14 protein-coding genes are annotated in these 15,447 nt (G+C 57.0%); 8 read left to right on the forward strand and 6 right to left on the reverse strand.

Going from position 1 to position 15,447, the window contains the following annotated elements:
• Positions 1–29 precede the first annotated feature (29 nt).
• The 5 genes from livH to JG725_RS09565 are packed head-to-tail and all read left to right on the forward strand — an operon-like array spanning position 30 to position 4,937.
• Complete coding sequence (gene livH, locus JG725_RS09545; protein WP_172290479.1) at positions 30–956, forward strand: high-affinity branched-chain amino acid ABC transporter permease LivH; 927 nt, start codon at positions 30–32, stop codon at positions 954–956.
• Positions 953–2,224, forward strand: a complete 1,272-nt coding sequence (locus tag JG725_RS09550) for a high-affinity branched-chain amino acid ABC transporter permease LivM (RefSeq protein ID WP_172290480.1) — start codon at positions 953–955, stop codon at positions 2,222–2,224. Before livH ends, JG725_RS09550 begins: the two co-directional genes overlap by 4 nt.
• The gene (gene livG / locus JG725_RS09555) at positions 2,221–2,991 is read left to right on the forward strand and encodes a high-affinity branched-chain amino acid ABC transporter ATP-binding protein LivG (protein ID WP_172290481.1); all 771 of its coding nucleotides are present in this window, start codon (positions 2,221–2,223) and stop codon (positions 2,989–2,991) included. The genes JG725_RS09550 and livG overlap by 4 nt, the downstream gene beginning before the upstream one ends.
• Positions 2,960–3,697, forward strand: coding sequence for a high-affinity branched-chain amino acid ABC transporter ATP-binding protein LivF (gene livF, locus JG725_RS09560; RefSeq protein ID WP_172290482.1), 738 nt, complete (start codon positions 2,960–2,962; stop codon positions 3,695–3,697). The genes livG and livF overlap by 32 nt, the downstream gene beginning before the upstream one ends.
• Before the next feature lie 52 nt (positions 3,698–3,749).
• Positions 3,750–4,937: a PLP-dependent aminotransferase family protein gene (locus JG725_RS09565; protein ID WP_199377766.1), complete on the forward strand. Its 1,188-nt coding sequence runs from the start codon at positions 3,750–3,752 to the stop codon at positions 4,935–4,937.
• A gap of 54 nt (positions 4,938–4,991) precedes the next feature.
• On the opposite strand, the gene JG725_RS09570 is transcribed toward JG725_RS09565, so the two are convergent.
• From JG725_RS09570 to ltnD, 5 genes are all read right to left on the reverse strand, one after another.
• Entirely contained in the window at positions 4,992–6,350 is a 1,359-nt protein-coding gene (locus JG725_RS09570) for a GntP family transporter (RefSeq protein ID WP_172290484.1), read from the reverse strand.
• A 302-nt stretch (positions 6,351–6,652) separates the two neighbouring features.
• Positions 6,653–7,447, reverse strand: coding sequence for a 2-oxo-tetronate isomerase (gene otnI / locus JG725_RS09575; protein WP_172290485.1), 795 nt, complete (start codon positions 7,445–7,447; stop codon positions 6,653–6,655).
• Positions 7,448–7,449: 2 nt separating this feature from the next.
• The gene (locus JG725_RS09580; RefSeq protein WP_172290486.1) at positions 7,450–8,073 is read right to left on the reverse strand and encodes an aldolase; all 624 of its coding nucleotides are present in this window, start codon (positions 8,071–8,073) and stop codon (positions 7,450–7,452) included.
• The gene (gene otnK / locus JG725_RS09585; protein ID WP_199377768.1) at positions 8,070–9,344 is read right to left on the reverse strand and encodes a 3-oxo-tetronate kinase; all 1,275 of its coding nucleotides are present in this window, start codon (positions 9,342–9,344) and stop codon (positions 8,070–8,072) included. Before otnK ends, JG725_RS09580 begins: the two co-directional genes overlap by 4 nt.
• Positions 9,341–10,255, reverse strand: a complete 915-nt coding sequence (gene ltnD, locus JG725_RS09590; RefSeq protein ID WP_199377771.1) for an L-threonate dehydrogenase — start codon at positions 10,253–10,255, stop codon at positions 9,341–9,343. Before ltnD ends, otnK begins: the two co-directional genes overlap by 4 nt.
• A 225-nt stretch (positions 10,256–10,480) precedes the next feature.
• On the opposite strand from ltnD, the gene ygbI reads away from it, so the two are divergent.
• Positions 10,481–11,242, forward strand: coding sequence for a DNA-binding transcriptional repressor YgbI (gene ygbI, locus JG725_RS09595; protein ID WP_199377773.1), 762 nt, complete (start codon positions 10,481–10,483; stop codon positions 11,240–11,242).
• A 261-nt stretch (positions 11,243–11,503) separates the two neighbouring features.
• Here the strand turns inward: ygbI and JG725_RS09600 are convergent, their stop codons facing one another.
• Entirely contained in the window at positions 11,504–13,162 is a 1,659-nt protein-coding gene (locus JG725_RS09600) for a methyl-accepting chemotaxis protein (protein ID WP_172290490.1), read from the reverse strand.
• A 523-nt stretch (positions 13,163–13,685) separates the two neighbouring features.
• Here JG725_RS09600 and ugpQ point away from each other — a divergent pair.
• Positions 13,686–14,435, forward strand: coding sequence for a glycerophosphodiester phosphodiesterase (ugpQ, locus tag JG725_RS09605; protein ID WP_199377775.1), 750 nt, complete (start codon positions 13,686–13,688; stop codon positions 14,433–14,435).
• Between the two features lie 48 nt (positions 14,436–14,483).
• Positions 14,484–15,440, forward strand: a complete 957-nt coding sequence (locus JG725_RS09610) for an AEC family transporter (RefSeq protein ID WP_172290492.1) — start codon at positions 14,484–14,486, stop codon at positions 15,438–15,440.
• The last annotated feature ends 7 nt before the right edge of the window (positions 15,441–15,447 follow it).

Consider the following 15,447-nt stretch of genomic DNA (forward strand, 5'->3'; position numbering starts at 1 on the left):
GACGCGGGGGCGGCATTTAAGGTTAAGGTATGTCCGAGCAGTTCCTCTATTTCTCTCAGCAGATGTTCAACGGTCTGACGTTGGGCAGCACGTATGCGCTGATCGCCATTGGCTACACCATGGTTTACGGCATTATCGGCATGATTAACTTTGCCCACGGCGAAGTTTATATGATCGGTAGCTATGTCTCTTTTATCGTTATCGCCGCCCTGATGATGATGGGTATTGATGCGGGCTGGTTATTAATCGGCGTGGCCTTTATCGCCGCCGTGGTGATTTCCAGCGCCTATGGCTGGAGCATCGAACGCGTCGCCTATCGGCCGGTGCGAACCTCCAAACGCCTTATCGCCCTGATTTCCGCCATTGGGATGTCTATTTTCCTGCAAAACTACGTCAGCCTGAATCAGGGTTCACGCGACGTAGCGCTGCCCAGTCTGGTCACCGGGCAATGGACGCTGGGCGAAAGCAACGGCTTTGCCGCGACGATCGGCGCCATGCAGTTGATTATCTGGATCGTGACTTTCCTCGCCATGTTGGCGCTGACGCTGTTTATTCGTTATTCCCGCATGGGGCGCGCCTGTCGCGCCTGCGCCGAAGATCTGAAAATGGCCAGCCTGCTGGGCATCAGCACTGACCGGGTGATTTCCCTGACCTTTGTGATCGGCGCGCTGATGGCGGCGGTCGCCGGGGTGCTGCTGGGGCAGTTCTATGGCGTGATTAACCCCTACATCGGCTTTATGGCGGGCATGAAAGCCTTTACGGCGGCGGTGCTGGGCGGCATCGGCAGCATTCCCGGCGCCATGATCGGCGGGCTGATTCTGGGCGTGGCGGAAGCGCTGACCTCGGCTTATCTGAGCACGGAATACAAAGATGCGGTGTCGTTCGCATTATTGATCGTGGTGCTGCTGGTGATGCCTACCGGCATTCTGGGTCGTCCGGAGGTTGAGAAGGTATGAAGCAGCTCAATCTTATCAATGCATTCGTCTCGGCGTTTATGCTGCTGGTGTTGGCCGCCTTTATCATGGGCATGCAACTGGAGCTGGATGGCACCAGGCTGGTGGTTCGCGGAGCCGATCAGGTTCGCTGGTATTGGATCGGCGCGGGCTGCGTGGTGGTGTTCTTCTTCCAGCTTATCCGCCCGTTCTTCCAGCAAAGTCTGAAAAAATTTTCCGGCCCGTCCTTGGTGTTGCCGAGCTTCGACGGCAGTACGCCGCGGCAAAAATTGCTGGCGGCGGCATTGATTATCGCCGCCGTCTCCTGGCCGTTTCTGGTGTCGCGCGGAACGGTGGATATTGCCACTCTTACGTTGATCTACGTGATGCTGGGGCTGGGGCTTAACGTGGTGGTCGGGCTGTCCGGCCTGCTGGTTTTGGGCTATGGCGGCTTTTACGCCATCGGCGCCTATACCTACGCTTTGCTGAACCACTATTACGGTTTAGGTTTCTGGGAAAGCCTGCCGCTGGCCGGCATGACGGCCGCCCTGTCCGGCTTCCTGCTTGGCTTCCCGGTGTTGCGCCTGCGGGGTGATTATCTGGCGATTGTTACGCTGGGGTTTGGCGAAATTGTCCGAATTCTGCTGCTGAACAATACCGAAATCACCGGTGGTCCGAACGGCATCAGCCAAATTCCAAAACCGACGCTCTTTGGCCTGGAGTTCAGCCGCAGCGCGCGCGACGGCTGGGATACCTTCCATAACTTCTTCGGTCTGAAATACGACCCCAGCGATCGCATCATTTTCCTTTATCTGGTGGCGCTGCTGCTGGTGGTATTAACGCTGTTTGTGATTAACCGCCTGTTGCGTATGCCGCTGGGGCGGGCCTGGGAAGCGTTGCGCGATGATGAAATCGCCTGCCGTTCGCTGGGCCTGAGCCCGACCAGAATCAAACTGACGGCGTTTACCATCAGCGCCGCGTTCGCCGGGTTTGCCGGTACGCTGTTCGCCGCGCGTCAGGGGTTTGTCAGCCCGGAATCATTTACCTTCGTGGAGTCGGCCTTTGTGCTGGCGATTGTGGTGCTGGGCGGCATGGGATCGCAATTTGCGGTGATCCTGGCGGCGATACTGTTGGTGGTTTCCCGGGAGCTGATGCGCGATCTGAATGAATACAGCATGTTGCTGCTGGGCGCGCTGATGGTGTTAATGATGATTTGGCGTCCGCAAGGTTTGCTGCCGATGAAGCGTCCGCAGATGAAACTGAAAGTCAGTAAAAAGGAAGAGCAGGCATGAGTACGCAGCCATTATTATCGGTCAGAGGCCTGATGATGCGTTTCGGCGGCCTGCTGGCGGTCAACAACGTTGAACTGGATATTCATGCGGGCGAAATCGTTTCTCTGATCGGCCCGAACGGGGCGGGGAAAACCACGGTATTCAACTGCCTTACCGGATTTTATCGTCCCACGGGCGGCACGATCATGCTGCGCGATCGGCATCTGGAAGGATTGTCCGGACAAAAAATCGCCCGTATGGGGGTAGTGCGGACCTTTCAGCACGTGCGTTTATTCCGTGAAATGACGGTGATAGAAAACCTGCTGGTCGCCCAGCATCAGCACCTTAAAAGCGGCGTATTCGCCGGGTTGCTGAAGACGCCGGCGTTCCGCCGCGCGGAAGCCGATGCGCAGGATCGCGCCGCGGTCTGGCTGGAGCGTGTGGGTTTGCTTGAACTGGCGAATCGTCAGGCCGGCAACCTGGCCTACGGTCAACAGCGTCGGCTGGAAATCGCCCGCTGCATGGTCACCCGGCCCGAACTGCTGATGCTGGATGAACCCGCCGCCGGTCTGAATCCAAAAGAAACCGAAGAGCTAGACCTGTTGATCGCCGAACTGCGCGATAGTCATCAGGTTTCGGTGTTGTTGATTGAGCATGACATGAAGCTGGTGATGGGGATTTCCGATCGGATTTACGTCGTCAATCAAGGCACCCCGCTGGCTCACGGAACCCCGGCTGAAATTCGTAATAACCCGGATGTTATCCGTGCGTATCTGGGGGAAGGATAAGGTTATGTTGTCATTAAATCAGGTTTCGGCCCATTACGGTAAAATTCAGGCGCTGCATCAGGTTAGCCTGCATATTGAGCAAGGCGAAATCGTTACGCTTATCGGCGCCAACGGCGCCGGTAAAACCACGCTGCTGGGTACGCTATGCGGCGATCCGCGCGCGACGGAAGGCACCATCACCTTTGATGGGAAAGACATCACCCACTGGCAAACCGCGCAGATTATGCGTGAGGCGATCGCCATTGTTCCCGAAGGCCGCCGCGTATTTTCCCGCATGACGGTGGAAGAGAACCTGGCGATGGGCGGATTTTTTGCCGCGCGTGACCAGTATCAGCAAAGAATCGAACGGGTCTACGAACTGTTTCCGCGCCTATTCGAGCGTCGCGCTCAGCGGGCCGGCACCATGTCCGGCGGCGAGCAGCAGATGCTGGCGATCGGCCGGGCGCTGATGAGTCAGCCGCGTTTATTGCTGCTGGACGAACCATCGCTGGGGCTGGCGCCGATTATCATCCTGCAAATTTTTGACACCATCGCGCAGTTGCGTGAAGAAGGCATGACCATTTTCCTGGTGGAGCAAAACGCCAATCAGGCATTGCGGCTGGCCGATCGCGGTTATGTGCTGGAAAACGGCCATGTGGTGCTGGAAGATACCGGTGCGGCATTACTGGCGAATGAAGCGGTACGTTCAGCCTATCTGGGCGGTTGATGGCTAGCAGGCCGATGAACCCGGCCTGCTCAATAAAGGTATAAGAAGATAAATGGCTACTGAAGGGTTACTGGCGCAACGCATCGCGCAGTTGAAAAGCTCCGCTATTCGCGAATTGCTTAAGCATAGCAAGATGGACAATATTATCTCGCTGGCGGGCGGCATCCCGTCCGACGCGCTGTTTGATTTCGACGGCCTGAATCAGGCGACGCAGTTGGCCATTACCGAGCAGCCGAAAACGGCTTTCCAGTATGGATTAACCGAAGGCAGCCACCTATTGCGTGAACGCATTGCCGATCTTTGCGCGGCGCGCGGCGTGAAAACGCAGGCGCAAGACATGGTGGTGACGGCGGGTTCACAGCAGGCGCTGGATTTAATCATGCGTGCGATGATCGATCCCGGCGACGTCTTTGTCGTTGAGCGCCCTACCTACCTTGCCGCTTTGCAAACGCTTGAGCTGGCGCAGGCGCAGGTGATGTCGGTGGCCTCGGACGAACACGGCATGGTGGTGGATGAACTGGAAGCCTTGTTGCAGAAACAGCGCATCAAAGGCGTGTATATCGTGCCGAATTTCGGTAATCCCAGCGGCGTCACCCTGAGCTACGCGCGCCGTAAACAGCTGATCGCGCTGGCGGAGCGTTATGGTTTCGTCATTATCGAAGACGACCCGTACGGCGAATTACGCTTTACCGAAGAACGCCACCCAACGCTGTTCCAACTGGCTCAGGAGGAGCTTGGCAGCACGGAATACGTGCTTTACACCTCGACGTTTTCAAAGATCCTGGCGCCCGGCCTGCGCCTCGGCTGGGCGATCCTGCCGGACTGGCTGTTGCACAAGGTGGCGATTATTAAACAGGCCGCGGATCTGCACGCCAGTTCGCTGTCGCAGACCGTGGCGGAATGTTATCTGGGGTTGGGGCGTCTGGATGCGCAGATTGAAAAAATCCGCCATGCCTACAAGGAAAAAAGCGAGCTGTTGTCCAGCCTGGTGGCGGCGGAGTTGGGCGAGGTGATGACCTTTAACCCGCCCAAGGGCGGGATGTTCCTGTGGGCGAAATTTCGCCACACCTTCAATACCACCGACTGGCTGGAGCAGACGCTGAAACAGGGCGTGGTGTTCGTGCCGGGCGAGTTCTTCTTCCCTGACGCGCCGGACTATTCGACGCTGCGCTTCTCCTTTGCGACCGCGACGCCAGAGCAGATGCATGAGGCGATAGCACGGCTGCGCCGCGCGCTGTAACGGCGACGCGCCCCGCATCCGCCGGATCAACGGCGGATGCGGGAAACGGCGCGATCAGATAATCAGCCACAGCGCCCAGGTAAAGATAAAACCGGCCAGACCGAGCACGGTCGTCAGCACCGTCCAGGTTCTCAGCCCGTCGGCAACGGACAGGCCAAGATATTTGGTCACAATCCAGAAGCCGGAATCATTGACGTGCGAGAGTCCCAACCCGCCGAAACAGGCCGACAGCGTCACCAGCACCAGTTGCATCTGGCTTAATCCGCTGACGGCTTCGCTCAGCAGGCCGCAGGTGGTGAGAATGGCGACAGTGGCCGACCCCTGTGAGGCGCGCAGCGCCAGCGAAAGAATGAATGCGGCCGGCACCAGCGGCAAGTGGATGCTGGTCAGGGTATCCGCCAGCGCTTTGCCGATGCCGGATTCCACCAGCACTTTACCGAAAACTCCGCCCGCGCCGGTCACCATGATGACCATCGCCGCGGCAGGCATGGCGTCGCCCATGACACCGCTGGCTTTTTCCAGCGACCAGCCGCGACGCAGGGCAATCAGCCAGAAGGCCAGCGCCAGCGCAATCAGCAACGCCACCGCCGGCGAGCCGACCAGCGACATAACGTCGCGCACCGCGTGGCCCGCAGGCAGGATGGTGGCGGAAACGGTGCCAAGCATAATGATCAGAATAGGAATGACGATCAGCGCGGCGATCAATCCGGCCGGCGGCGTGGAAGAGGGTGACGCGTTCGGCGTGGTCTCCTCCGGTTTTGCCAACTGCAACTGCTCCAGCACGTCAACGGATAGCGCATAGTTACGCCGATTGAGCCCTTTGGCGACCCAATAACTGATGATGCCGACGGGAATGGAGACCAGCAGGCCGATCATCGTCAGCCAGCCAATATCCGCATTCAATAAACCTGCCGCCGCCACCGGGCCGGGATGCGGCGGCAGGGCGACGTGAACCGTCAGCATCACCCCGGCGACCGGCAGACCGAATTTAATCGGCGACACTTTGGCGACTTTCGCAAAGCCATAAATAATCGGGGCGAGAATAATAAACCCGACATCAAAAAAGACCGGGATCCCCAGAATAAAGGCGGCGATAGTCAATGCGGCCACCATTAATCCCGGCCCCATTAACTGGGCGAAACGCCGGGCCAGTGATTCGGCGCCGCCGGAGACCTCGATCATCCTGCCCAACATGGCGCCGAGACCAATAATAATCGTCACCGAACCTAGAATACCGCCCATGCCGGAGGTCACGACTTTCATGACTTCGCCGGTCGGAATACCGGTCGCCAACGCGACCAATAAACTCACGACCAGCAACGCGACAAACGGTTGTATTTTTAATTTAATGACCATCAGGAGCAGTAATAATACCCCGGCAATGGCGATACAAAGTAATAGCGAGGTGGACATATTTATGATCTCGTCAATATATCCGTTATCTTTCACATTGCAGGAATATTGACTGCGCTGTGAAATCTATCGGGTATTTATTCGTTATTTAAAGAAAAAGACGTCCTTGTTTCCGTATTGAAATAATAGGGAAACTCGGTCTTTTCTCGTTTTTTAATAAACGCGTCTCTGGCGCCGATATATACCCAATAGATTTCGAGATGCAGAAAGGCGGTAACCGAGCGACAAATTCATCGGGAACGAATTTGACCAGCCAACGCACCTGCGACTTGAAAAATGACGGGTATAAATACAATCCAAGGTTATAGGTTATTTTTCCTCTTCAGCCAGGGTTTCACCCAACTCAACCCCGCTTCGGTTTTACCTCGCGGGTTATATTCACATCCAATCCAGCCGGAATAATTCACGTCGTCCAGCGTTGCAAACAGGAACGGATAATTAATTTCCTCGTCGTCGGGTTCATTCCGGGAGGGAACCGAAGCAACTTGAATATGCCCGACGCGCCCCTGAAGATCGTGAATAATTTGCGTCAGGTTGCCGTCCACAATTTGCGCGTGGAAAAAATCCAGTTGGATATAGACGTTCGGCCGATCGATCAGGTTCGCCAATTCCAACGCCTGATACTGACTGGAAAACAGATAATGCGGCTTCACCTTCGCGCTTAACGCCTCAATCATGATGTTGATGCCATGCGGCGCAAATTTATCAGCGGCGTAGCGCAGGTTATCGATAAACGTTTGCTGATAGGCGGCGCGATCGGCGCCGACAGGCACTACTCCCGCCATCACCAGCACCGACGGACAGTTCAGCGCCAGCGCATAGTCCAGCGCAGCGTCGATATCCCGGCGGGCATCGTCAATGCGGTCGGGCAGCGCGGCGACGCCCCACTCTCCCGCCGCGATATTGCCGGGCGCGGTATTGAATAACACCTGCGTGAGGCCGTTTTCCCGTAGTTTTTCCGCCAGCAGCGAAGCCGGGTATTCATAGGGAAACAGGTATTCGACGGCCTCAAAACCGGCGTCGGCGGCGGCTTTGAAACGATCGAGAAATGGCACTTCCGTGAACAGCATGGAAAGGTTGGCAGCAAATTTAGGCATGATTAACTCCGTAATTCATCAATTTCGTCAACGGTGAGATAACGAATACGCCGATCGCCGAGAATAAAAATCAGTTTGGCGGTCTCTTCCAGTTCTTCCATATTGTCCGCCGCCGCCCGTAAATCTTTACCGGTGACGACCGGACCGTGGTTGGCTAACAGAAACGCCCGATAATGCGGGGCCAGCTTCGCCAAATCCTCGCCGAGCCGCGCGTCGCCCGGGCGGTAATAGGGCACCACCGGCACCTCGCCGACGCGCATCACCACATAGGGCGTGAACGGTTTAATCGCATCCTGCGGGTCAAGCCCTTCCAGACAGGACAACGCCGTCAGGTAGGTGCTGTGCAGATGAACGACCGCCCGGCATTGCGGGTTATTGCGGTAAAGCGACAGGTGGAAACTGACCTCTTTCGACGGCTTGTCGCCCGAAATCCATTCGCCGCTCATGTCGACTTTGGATAAGCGCCCGGCATCCAGCTCGCCCAGACAAGATCCGGTTGGCGTGGCCAGCAACGTGCCGTCATCCAGCAGCAGCGAGAGGTTGCCTGCGGAGCCGGTGGCATAACCGCGCTGAAAGAAAGACGCCCCCAGCCTGACCATCTCGTCGCGTGCGTGTTGTTCATTCATACTGCGAACTCCCTTTGTGCTCGGGCAAAAAAGTCTTCATCGCCAAAATTGCCGGATTTCAATGCCAGCGACAGCGGGTGGTTGGTGGATCTGACCCAGGGCACGCCGGGTGAAATCGACGGGCCGATATGGAAAGCGTGGATACCCAACGTTTGCACCACAATGCTGGACGTTTCTCCGCCGGCAATGATGAAACGCTGAAATCCTTGCTGCTGAAGCTGTCGGGCCACGGCGGCGAACAGCGCCTCCACCGCCTGACTGCTGGCCTCCGCCCCCCAGCGTTGCTGGATCTGCGCGAGTTCGTCCGCTGAGGCCGTCGCGTACAACAGCGGCGCAAGCGCCTCATCGCGGTGCTCATTCACCCATGCGGCGAGCTCGCGGACATAGGCCTGCCGCTCTTCATCCCCTTGCAGGCAGCGCGCTACCTCAATGGCGCGGCTGGCCGCCTGCTGGCGGTAACGGGCGACCTGCTGATTGGTCATCAGCGAGCAGGAACCGGACAGCACCACGCCGGGACCGGGCTGCGGCATACCGGCGGCGGTGGCCGCGCCACCCTGTCCGGCGGACTGCGCCCACTGGCGGGCAAGGCCGATAGCCAGACCGGAGCCGCCGGTAACCAGCTTCATATCGCGCAGCGCCTCGCCCTGCGTCAGCAAATGTTGTTCGTTCAGGGTATCCAGCACCGCGTAACGAACGCCTTGCTGCCTGAGCTGCGCCAACTGCTGTTTAACCGCCTCCGCGCCCTGCTCCATCACCGGATAAGGCACCAGCCCGCAACGGCCGGCGGCCTGCCGCTCCATCACCCGCATCAGATTGCTGTCCGTCATCGGCGTCACCGGATGATTTCGCATACCTGATTCGGACAACAGTTGATTCATCACAAACAGATGGCCCTGATACACGGTTCTGCCGTTGACCGGCAAGGCGGGCGAAATCACGGTTTGCGTTTCCCCCAGCGTATCCAGCAACGCGTCGGTAACCGGCCCGATATTGCCTTTATCCGTGCTGTCAAAGGTCGAGCAATATTTGAAATAATACTGCTGACAGCCCTGCCGCCGGAGCCAGGACAACGCGTCCAACGACGCGGCGACGGCCTGCTGCGCCGGGCAGGAGCGGGATTTCAGGCTAATGACCACGGCCTGCGCGTTAACCTGAAAATCCGCCGGCGGGACGCCATTCAATTGCACCGTCGGCAGGCCGTTTCCGACCAGAAAGCTGGCGATGTCCGTGGCGCCGGTAAAGTCGTCTGCAATAACACCCAGGGCGATCATTTTTCCTCCCCTTTTTCCGGCAGGCTAATACCGCTGAAAATTTTGATCACCGCGCTGTCGTCTTCTTTGCCGAACCCGGCGTTGCTGGCGGCGGTGAACATGTTGAACGCAGTCGACGCCAGCGGCAGCGGGAAGTGGAGCGCTTTAGCCGTGTCGGTCACCAGCCCCAGATCCTTAACGAAGATATCGACGGCGGATTTCGGCGTATAGTCGCCGTCCACTACGTGACGCATCCGGTTCTCGAACATCCATGAGTTACCGGCGGCGTTGGTCACCACGTCATACATGATGTCCAGCGGAATGCCCGCGCGCGCGGCCAGCGCCATGGCTTCCGCGCCCGCGGCGATGTGTACGCCGGCCAGCAGTTGATGAATGATTTTTACCGTCGCGCCCAGACCGATCTCATCGCCGACGCGATAAACTTTGCTGGCGACGGCGTCCAGCACCGGCTGCAATTTTGCAAAGGCGAGATCGGAACCCGCAGCCATCACCGTGATTTCCCCGGCGGCGGCTTTGACGGCGCCGCCGGAGACCGGGGCATCCAGCATAATCAATTGATGCCCGGCGAGTCGTTGAGCGATATTCTGGGCGTCCTGCGAGGAAATGGTCGACGACACCATAACCGCCGTGCCGGGTTTCAACTTCCCGGCAACGCCAGGTTCGCCAAACAGAATGCTGTTCACCTGCGCGGCGTTGACAACCAGAAGTACCACGGCATCCAGCTTGTCGGCAAAGGCAGCAATATCCGTTTCGGCCTGTGCGGCGCCGGCCTGGCGTAAGCGTTCAAGCGCTTGCGGGTTAATGTCCACGCCGTAGGTGGTTAATCCGGCTTTGATACAGGACGTCGCCGCGCCAAAGCCCATGGAACCCAAACCGATAACGGCTACGGCATACTCTGATGTTTTTTTCATAACTGTCGCCTTTGTTAATTTTAGTGATTATTTGTTCTATGGTGTTAAATATAAGCGTTTATATTGCTATGCAGGGTGATTAATATCACATAAATTAACATTAAAATCGTAAAGATTGTGAGGAAAGCAGGCCCGCGTCGTGGTTTATAGCGTGAATTTATGATAATTATCGTTCTCAAACGCGATAGTTATCACAATATTTATCAAATAAGGATAGGAGCAGGGATGATCCCAGTAGAACGTCATCAACGTATTCTGGCGCTGGTCGCGGAGCGCGGTGTGGTTAGTATCGCTGAACTGACCGAGCGGCTTGAGGTTTCGCATATGACCGTGCGGCGGGATGTACAAAAACTGGAACAGGACGGCCTCTTGCTCAGCGTATCCGGCGGGGTGCGTTCTCCGGAGCGCCTGGCGATTGAACCGTCGCATCAGGATAAGTCCGTCATGTTCAGCCAGCAGAAAGAGGCGATTGGCCGGTTGGCGGCCCGGCAGATCCCGCCGAACAGCTGCATTTATCTGGATGCCGGCACCACCACGCTATCGTTGGCGCGCCAACTGGCCGAGCGGGATGACTTATCGATCGTGACCAACGATTTTGTGATTGCGGCCTTTCTTATTGAATCCAGCCAGTGTCGCATGATCCACACCGGCGGTACGCTATGTCGGGAAAACCGCTCCTGTGTCGGTGAGGCAACCGCGCAGGCGCTGCGCAACCTGTTTATCGATATCGCCTTTATTTCCGCTTCCTCATGGAGCCTGCGCGGCTTATCCACGCCGAATGAAGACAAAGTGGGGGTGAAACGCGCGGTAGTGACGGCCAGCAGCAAGCGTATTCTGCTCTGCGACACTTCAAAATACGGCCGCATCGCCACCTATCTGGCCACCCCGCTAACGGTTCTTAACAGTATTATTACCGATAACGGGCTGCCGGGCACGGCGAAAGAAGCGTTGGGGAAAATGGGGGTTGAGGTGCTGGTGGCGGAATAACCCGGCTAAGCGCGGAGGGACTCACACAAAAATGCCTTGTTTGTATTTTTATATTTAACATGCTGATATTAGATATAAATTTAGTGTTTAAACCGGTCACCGCACGGCGTAAGAAATTACGCTGAGGTGGACGTCCCCGCGAATGCGGCGCAAGCCAGTGCCGCGTCGGGAACGCGTCACTGGCGGTTCGGGAAAGGGGACTACCGCCGAAGGAGCCGCGTCAACGGTCTCAGGCGGCCTGAGCGGTAAATCAATCGGCCTTTAGAATGACTCCCAATTCTGCGCGCTGGACTGGCCGGCCAGTTTCAGCGTCGGCGTTTGCGCCGGACGACCGGCCTTCTGCGCAGGAATTCTACCCACATCCTCGCCGCTCAAACGGAAAGTGCTCATCAACTCAACCAGACGTCTGGCCTGATCGCTCAGGCTGTCCGCGGCGGTAGCGGACTCTTCTACCAGCGCAGCGTTCTGCTGCGTGACTTCATCCAACTGGTTAACCGCATCATTTACCTGGGAGATCCCCTGGGACTGTTCACGGGTCGTTACGCCGATTTCACCCAGCAACTCCGCGACGCGGCGTACCTGCTCGACGATTTCGCCCATCGTGGTTCCGGCTTCATTGACCAAATGTGAACCGTTTTCCACCTTTTGTACGCTCTCGCCAATCAGATCCTTGATCTCTTTGGCGGCGGATGCGGAACGCTGCGCCAGCGAACGCACCTCGCCGGCGACGACGGCGAAGCCGCGCCCCTGTTCACCGGCGCGAGCGGCTTCCACCGCGGCATTCAACGCCAGAATATTGGTCTGGAAAGCAATGCCGTCAATAACGCCGATAATGTCGCCGATCTTACGTGAACTGGCGGAAATATCTCCCATCGTGGCGACCACATTGCTGACCACGGTCCCACCTTTGGTCGCCGTGGCGCTGGCCGCGTTGGCCAGTTCCGATGCCATGGTGACGGTATCCGTATTCTGTTTGATGGTCGTATGCATCTGCTCCATGGAGGCCGCGGTCTGTTGCAGATTAGAGGCCTGTTCTTCGGTGCGCTGACTCAAATCGGTGTTGCCTATCGCAATCTGGCCGGCGCCGGTGGCAATCGATTCGCTGCTCTGACGCACCTGATTTACCGTATGGCTCAGGCCGTCGCGCATGGCCGCCATCGCCGCCAGAACGCTGCTGGTATCGCCCGGACGTAACTGGACTTCCAACGCCAGATTGCCCTGCGCCACCTGTTGCGCGATTTCAACCGCATACGTGGGTTCGCCGCCCAGTTGCTTCTTAATCTTGTAGGTAATTCCCCAGGCAACCAGCCCGCCCAACAGCGCCACCAACGCCGCTATGATGAGCATTAATGAACCCGCGGTGCGCGCCTGATGTTCTGATGCGTTTGCGGTATCAATGGTCAGCGTCGCCTGGTAGGTGACCATTTCACCCAACGCGTTAAAAATACCGTCCTGCGCATCTTGCAACTCGCCGAACAGTATATTACGCGTTTCCTCAAGCTGCCCCGACATCCCCACGCTAATCGATTTGTTTACCGTCTCAATATAAGACGGTATGAGTTTTTCCAGGTTTTGCGTGCGCGTCCGGGCTTCTGGCGAGATGGTGTTCTCCCGGATCTGCGTAAACAATTCGGCATTACGTGCCTGTAACCTGACAATACGTTGCCTCTGTTCTTCCATCTCCTGCCGATCGTCCATCAGCGCAATGTTCCTGATAACGCGCGATAGGGTATTGATGTTGTCTTTAACCTCCTGCATCAACAGCAGATTGTTGATACGCACCTGTGACAACTGGATATTGCCGCCCAGTTCTGCCAGTTGCATACGGCCAAACAGGGAGACAACAAAACCAATCAGGATAATGACGGCAAAGCCTGACCCTAGCATTGTTCCCAATTTCATGTTTTTTAAAAAATTCATAATGTTCCTTGGTGTTGAATATCTGCCGACAGATCCGCTTGCCGAGATATGTCTGTGTAATTGTTTTACATGGGGACGTTAGACAAGCTGTTGTTAAGAACTTGTTATTTATTCACGTCATACCTGATGAACTCGGGTATCGGGCAGTCAGTGATGAATAAGGAGTATAAGTGAGCGGCCAACAAATCTATTGTTGGATAAATGAGCGAAAACAGGCCTGATTGTCGCCATACAATAGTGAAAATCTACATATGTAAAAATATTGATCGTCATTGACTATTGCTATAGCGCAATCATGCTCGTAAAACTCGTACCCTGTCACAGAAGCGGCGCGCTTTTTCGCCATGCAGTCTGCATTTGTCAGCGCTGTTTGGTCTGCAACCCAAACCGTCATAGGGTGAGCGCGAGTTGACGTTTGAGGCCGGGCCGGAGCATATTCAGTTGGCAACACGCACGACTGGCGGCATTTGTCCGCACAGTCATGGTATTGGTTTGATTCGCAAAGCGGATTACGGATGGAACAATGCAAGATACCTGGCCATATCCGGCGATTGTCGCCCATCGCGGCGGCGGTTCACTGGCGCCTGAAAACACGCTGGCGGCGATTGATGTGGGCGCCAGTTTCGGTCACAAGATGATCGAATTTGACGCCAAGCTGTCGCGGGACGGCGAGATCTTTTTACTGCATGACGACACGCTTGAGCGAACCAGCAACGGTTGGGGGATTGCGGGCGATCTGCCGTGGGACAAATTAGTCGGGCTGGATGTCGGCGGCTGGTACGGTAAACAGTTTGCCGGCGAACGGTTGCCGCTGTTATCCGAAGTGGCGACGCGCTGTGAGAAATACGCGATGGCGGCCAATATTGAAATTAAACCCACCACCGGCCGCGAGCGGGAAACCGGGCGGCTGGTCGCCCTGGCCGCGCGTCGGCTCTGGCGAGATCACCCCGTCGCACCGCTGCTGTCGTCATTCTCGGCGCAGGCGCTGGAGGCGGCCCGGCAGGCGGTTCCCGAGCTTCCTCGCGGCCTGCTGCTGGATAAATGGAACGACGACTGGCAAACCCTGACGCAACGTTTAGGGTGCGTATCGCTCCACCTTAATCATCAACGGCTGACGGCGGAACGGACGGCGTTACTGAAAGCCGCCGGGCTGCGGATTCTGGCATATACCGTGAACCAACCTGCCCGGGCGCGAACATTACTTGATTGGGGCGTTGACTGTATCTGCACTGACCGGATAGATTTGATCGGGGCGGGCTTTGCTGCCGGTTGAAATCCGCCCGTTGTTGCGATTAGCGCCGGTTAATAAGGAAGTGGCTCGATGCCCGCATTTATTAGTTCGCTCTGGCACCAGATTTTCCTTTCTTTACCACTATTTGTGTTGATCATGCTGGGTTATGGCCTAATCCGCTTCGGAAAATGGCCGACGACCATTACCGACGGCATGAGCCGCTTCGTCTTCTCCGTCGCCATGCCGGCGATGTTATTCCGCATGATGTGCGATTTTGCCCAGCGTCCGACGGTTGACGCCCGCCTGCTGATCGCGTTCTTCGGCAGTTGCCTGATCGTTTTCGTGCTGGGCCGCATCGTGGCGCGTAAGATTTTTCATCTGGATGGCGTTTCCGGCTCGGTTTTCGCGCTGAGCGGCATCTTCTCCAACAATGTGATGCTGGGATTACCGATCGCCACGCTGTTGCTGGGTGAGGAGGCGGTGCCTTCCGTCGCCCTGGTGGTGGTGTTCAACGGCCTGATCCTCTGGACGCTGGTGACGGTATCCGTTGAGTGGGCGCGCAATGGCGCGCTCTCTCTGCAAGGCTTCACCAAAACCGCGCTGGGGGTACTGAAAAACCCGCTGATTATCGGTATTCTTTCCGGGACGGCGTTCAGTCTGACCGGCTTGACGCTGCCGTCTTACGTCGATAAGCCATTGGTCATGGTGGGCCAGATTGCGGTGCCGCTGTCGCTGATTGCGCTCGGTATGGGACTGGCTGAATACCGTATTCGCGACGGCTGGCAAATCAGCACGGCGATCTGTTTCATCAAATTGCTGGTACAGCCGCTGGTGATCTGGCTGCTGGCGATGGCGCTGGGCCTGCCGGAAATGGAAACCCGGGCCGTGGTGCTGCTGGGATCGATGGCGGTGGGCGTAAACATTTATCTGATGTCGCGCCAGTTTAATGCACTGGGCGGTCCGGTGGCGTCCAGCCTGTTGCTGTCGACGGCGCTGGCCGCCCTGACCACCCCGCTGATCCTGACGCTGATGGGCGTGCGTCTTTAAGCGGCCA

The sequence above is a fragment of the Brenneria sp. L3-3C-1 genome (assembly GCF_016456245.1).
In the GTDB taxonomy this organism is placed as follows: Bacteria; Pseudomonadota; Gammaproteobacteria; order Enterobacterales; family Enterobacteriaceae; genus Brenneria.

Bases quoted from the DNA above. Each gene is read 5' to 3' on its own strand.
- livH (WP_172290479.1), top strand. From the start codon at position 30: ATGTCCGAGCAGTTCCTCTATTTCTCTCAGCAGATGTTCAACGGTCTG.
- JG725_RS09550 (WP_172290480.1), top strand. From the start codon at position 953: ATGAAGCAGCTCAATCTTATCAATGCATTCGTCTCGGCGTTTATGCTG.
- livG (WP_172290481.1), top strand. From the start codon at position 2,221: ATGAGTACGCAGCCATTATTATCGGTCAGAGGCCTGATGATGCGTTTC.
- livF (WP_172290482.1), top strand. From the start codon at position 2,960: ATGTTATCCGTGCGTATCTGGGGGAAGGATAAGGTTATGTTGTCATTA.
- JG725_RS09565 (WP_199377766.1), top strand. From the start codon at position 3,750: ATGGCTACTGAAGGGTTACTGGCGCAACGCATCGCGCAGTTGAAAAGC.
- JG725_RS09570 (WP_172290484.1), bottom strand. From the start codon at position 6,350: ATGTCCACCTCGCTATTACTTTGTATCGCCATTGCCGGGGTATTATTA.
- otnI (WP_172290485.1), bottom strand. From the start codon at position 7,447: ATGCCTAAATTTGCTGCCAACCTTTCCATGCTGTTCACGGAAGTGCCA.
- JG725_RS09580 (WP_172290486.1), bottom strand. From the start codon at position 8,073: ATGAATGAACAACACGCACGCGACGAGATGGTCAGGCTGGGGGCGTCT.
- otnK (WP_199377768.1), bottom strand. From the start codon at position 9,344: ATGATCGCCCTGGGTGTTATTGCAGACGACTTTACCGGCGCCACGGAC.
- ltnD (WP_199377771.1), bottom strand. From the start codon at position 10,255: ATGAAAAAAACATCAGAGTATGCCGTAGCCGTTATCGGTTTGGGTTCC.
- ygbI (WP_199377773.1), top strand. From the start codon at position 10,481: ATGATCCCAGTAGAACGTCATCAACGTATTCTGGCGCTGGTCGCGGAG.
- JG725_RS09600 (WP_172290490.1), bottom strand. From the start codon at position 13,162: ATGAATTTTTTAAAAAACATGAAATTGGGAACAATGCTAGGGTCAGGC.
- ugpQ (WP_199377775.1), top strand. From the start codon at position 13,686: ATGCAAGATACCTGGCCATATCCGGCGATTGTCGCCCATCGCGGCGGC.
- JG725_RS09610 (WP_172290492.1), top strand. From the start codon at position 14,484: ATGCCCGCATTTATTAGTTCGCTCTGGCACCAGATTTTCCTTTCTTTA.